Genomic DNA, 3,544 nt, shown 5'->3' with positions numbered 1-3,544 from the left:
GATGGTGGCTTCCATATGCGCGCGGCCGGCCCAGGCCTGCGCCTCGCGCGCCCAGCTGATCGGCGCGCCCATCTCCTGGCTCACGGCCTGGGCGATGTCCTCATAGCGCTCGTTGTAGACTTCGAGGATGCGCTTCAGAAGCTTCAGGCGCTCGCCCTTGGTGGTCTGCGAAAAGGACGGGAACGCGGCCTTGGCGGCGGCAACGGCCTTGTCGACATCGGCCTTCGAGCCGACCGAGATTTTCGTATAGGCTTCCTCGGTCGACGGATCGATGACGTCCAGCGCCGCCGGCGCGACCGGGTCGACCCATTTGCCGTCGATGAAAAACTTCAGGTGATTGCTCATGAAGGGCTCCGTTATCTGGAAAATGGCGGGGAAGTTAGTTGGATAGCATAGGGCAGTTAGCGCCACGCCGGAGACTGATATGCGCCACGTCGCCGACGCTGAATTGAAAACCGTCGGCGCGGCGCGGCGCATCGATGACGATCGATGTCCCTTGCCCAAGCTCGGCATGAAGGCGCAACGTGCGACCGTGGAAGACAATGCCGTTGACCCGCGCGGGCGTGGTTCCTTCGGCCGCTTCGGTGGCTGTCAGCAAATCCTCCGGACGCACACCTAGGGTGCGAGTCTCGCCCGCAACCGGCGTTTGGCCGGTTTCGGACTGGGCCTCCAATGTCAGGTTGCCGGCGGCAAAGCGTAGACGCTCGCCGTCTTTGCCGAGGAAGCGTGACTGCAGGAGATTCATCGTGCCGATGAACGAAGCGACGAAACGTGTCGCTGGCCGGTCGTATAACGTCGCCGGCGGCGCGATCTGCTCGATGCGGCCCTTGTTCATGACGACGATGCGGTCGGAGATCGACAGCGCCTCGGTCTGATCGTGGGTGACCATGACGAAGGTGGTGCCGAGGCGCGACTGCAGGCGTTTCAGCTCGATCTGCATCTGCTCGCGCAGATGCGCGTCGAGCGCCGACAACGGCTCGTCGAGCAGCAGCACGCGCGGTTCGCAGACGATGGCGCGGGCAAGCGCGACGCGCTGGCGCTGGCCGCCGGAAAGCTCCGGGATGCGGGCACGCAGCTTGTCGGCGAGCCCGACCATGTCCAGCGCTTCGCCGACGCGCCTGGCCTGTTCGGTGCCGGAGAGCTTTCGAAGCGACAGGCCGAAGCCAACATTGTCTGCGACGTCCATATGCGGGAACAGCGCGTAGTCCTGGAAGACCGTGTTGACTGGCCTATCGAAGGGCCGGAGGCCGGTGATGTCACGGCCTTCGAGCAGCACGTTGCCGCCGGTCGGGCTCTCGAAGCCGGCAATGACGCGCAGGCTGGTCGTCTTGCCACAACCGGAGGGACCGAGCAGGGTCAGGAATTCGCCCGGAGCAATGTCGAGATCGACGGCATCGAGGCCGACAATGCCGCCCGGAAAGACTTTTGAGACTTTCTGCAATCGAACGAGCGCGTCAGGCGCCATCGCGCACCTCGGACGGCTTGGTCGTGTTCACCCACAGGATCTGGCAGCGCTCGAAGCCGGGATTGCGGAAAGCATGCAGCAGCGTGCTCTTGAACGCAAAGCTGTCGCCGGCCTTCAGAACATAAGTCGTGGCGTCGACCACCAACTCGACCTCGCCGGTCATGACGAAGCCGAATTCATGGCCGGCATGGGCGTAGGCTTCCGCCGTGCCGCCGCCCGCTTCCACCGTCACCAGCATGCCGGTGAGCGTCGCCGCGGGCGGCGACAACAATGCCTTGGCGATGCCTTCCGACTTGACCGGGATCGAACGCCGCTTGTCGGCGCGCACGCAATAGAGGTCGTTCACCGCATCATTGCCGTCGGTGATCAGCGCCGATGGTTCGATGTCGAGGGCGGCGGCCAGCGGCCAGATCACCTTGACGCGCAGCGAGGACATGCCGCGCTCGATCTGGCTGAGCGCGCCGATGGAGATGCCGGCCTTGGCCGCAAGCTCCGCCAGCGACAGGTTGCGCTCGAGCCGCAGCGCCCGCACGCGCCGGCCGACACGGACGTCGGCTTCGTCCTTCGGCTTTTCGGCTGCTTCGTCCAGAACATCCATGCAATAATCCTCGTCCAGTCTTTCGGCGCGGCGCAGCGCCGCTTGGCTCCCCCTTCTCCCCTTGTGGGAGAAGGTGTCGCCGAAGGCGACGGATGAGGGGTGCTCCAGCTTGGCAAGGACGGCGATCCGTCACCCACCCCTCATCCGTCTCGGCGCTACGCGCCGATCCACCTTCTCCCACAAGGGGAGAAGGGGAGTTCTCGCTCAGCCCCCTGCCTTCACCTTCTCGAACATTTTCGCCACATCGTCGTTCTGCTTCATCGGCCCGGTGAAGATCGTCGACTTCAGCATCACGTCCGGATCCGCCGGCAATTGCAGCTTGTCCAGTTCCTCCTTCGAAATCCCAGCGAAAGCGGTGGAGAGCGAGCTGCCATAGCCGTAGGACTGGATAAGGAACTTACCCGAGTCGGCGTCGAGCCGGCTGTTGATGAAGTCATAGGCGAGATCGACGTTCTTGGCGTCCTTCAGCATGACGAAGCCGCAGGCCCAGGTCAGCATGCCTTCCTTCGGCTTCATGAACTCGACCGGGACGCCCTGCTTCTTCAGCGATGTGGCCGACGCATTCCAGGTCATGGCGGCGACCAGTTGGCCGCTGGCCAGCGCCTGCTCGACGGAGGTCATGTCGGTGGTGTAGCTCGAAAGCACCGGCCGCTGTTCGCGCAACTTCGCGGCGACCTTGTCCATCTGCTCCGGCGTCATGTCGAAGGGGTTCACGCCCGCCAGAAGCGCGGCAACGATCGGCGTGTCATGCACGGCGTCGATAGTTGCCATGCGGCCGGCATATTGCTTGTCCCAGAGAAGATTCCAGCTGGCCTCGGGGTTCTTCACCAGGTCGGTGCGGTAGAGGATCGACGTATTGCCCCAGTCCCACGGCACCATCCAGACCTTGCCGTCGCCGGCCTGCAGGTCGGGCAGGTTCTTGAACACCGGGAAGATGGAGTCCCAGTTCTTGATGCGCTTGGTGTCGATCGGCTGCAGCAGGCCTTCCTTGTTCCAGCGCGCCACCTTGTCGTAGCAGGGGTGCGCGATGTCCGGGCGGAAGCCCGCCTTGACCTTGGTGAAGGCATCATCGTCATCGCCGAAGATCGTCGCCTCGACGCCGTCCGGATGCGCGGCGAGGAAGCTCTTGTTGAAGTCGGGCAATTCGTAACCCGACCACGTGAAGTATTGCAGCTTTTCGGCGGCCAGAGCGACCGTCGACGACAGCGCGAGCGCCAGAGCGGCGAGGCCTGCGCGAGCCCTGTGCCCGGTAAGCGATTTCAGATGCAATGTCATTTCCGTTCTCCTCTTTCTTTGTTGTGGTTTCAGGCTGGATTGCGGCGCGCGGCGCCAAGGCCGCGATGGCGAAGGATTTCGGCGGTGCCGGCGATGACGAAGGAAACGGCGAGGATCACCGTGCCCAGCGCCATCACCGTCGGCAGCGAGCGCGGGAAGCGCAGCTGGCTCCAGATGTAGAGCGGCAGCGTCGGCTCGGTGCCGGC

At 64.1% G+C, this 3,544-nt stretch carries 4 protein-coding genes and 1 pseudogene; all 5 read right to left on the bottom strand.

The genetic code is table 11. From position 1 onward, the window contains the following. The coding region (locus Q0L57_RS08260) for an aldehyde dehydrogenase family protein (protein ID WP_296740982.1) at window positions 1–345 on the bottom strand (345 nt) is incomplete at its 3' end. A 34-nt stretch (window positions 346–379) separates the two neighbouring features. After that, entirely contained in the window at window positions 380–1,465 is a 1,086-nt protein-coding gene (locus Q0L57_RS08255; RefSeq protein ID WP_296740979.1) for an ABC transporter ATP-binding protein, read from the bottom strand. Then, window positions 1,455–2,063, bottom strand: coding sequence for a cupin domain-containing protein (locus Q0L57_RS08250; protein ID WP_296740976.1), 609 nt, complete (start codon window positions 2,061–2,063; stop codon window positions 1,455–1,457). Before Q0L57_RS08250 ends, Q0L57_RS08255 begins: the two co-directional genes overlap by 11 nt. Window positions 2,064–2,267: 204 nt before the next feature. Then, window positions 2,268–3,338 (bottom strand): ABC transporter substrate-binding protein, encoded by a 1,071-nt coding sequence (locus Q0L57_RS08245; RefSeq protein WP_296740973.1) that lies wholly within the window; start codon window positions 3,336–3,338, stop codon window positions 2,268–2,270. Between the two features lie 29 nt (window positions 3,339–3,367). After that, a pseudogene (locus Q0L57_RS08240) lies at window positions 3,368–3,544 on the bottom strand (ABC transporter permease); the annotation flags it as partial.

Origin of the sequence: Mesorhizobium sp. (genome assembly GCF_024509055.1) — a bacterium.
GTDB lineage: Bacteria > Pseudomonadota > Alphaproteobacteria > Rhizobiales > Rhizobiaceae > Mesorhizobium.
The sequence above is the reverse complement of the archived record's forward strand: the minus strand, read 5'-3'. Positions and strand labels throughout refer to the sequence as shown.

Excerpts from the sequence above, each read along its gene's own strand:
- Q0L57_RS08245 (WP_296740973.1), bottom strand. The coding sequence starts at position 3,338 with ATGACATTGCATCTGAAATCGCTTACCGGGCACAGGGCTCGCGCAGGC.
- Q0L57_RS08250 (WP_296740976.1), bottom strand. The coding sequence starts at position 2,063 with ATGGATGTTCTGGACGAAGCAGCCGAAAAGCCGAAGGACGAAGCCGAC.
- Q0L57_RS08255 (WP_296740979.1), bottom strand. The coding sequence starts at position 1,465 with ATGGCGCCTGACGCGCTCGTTCGATTGCAGAAAGTCTCAAAAGTCTTT.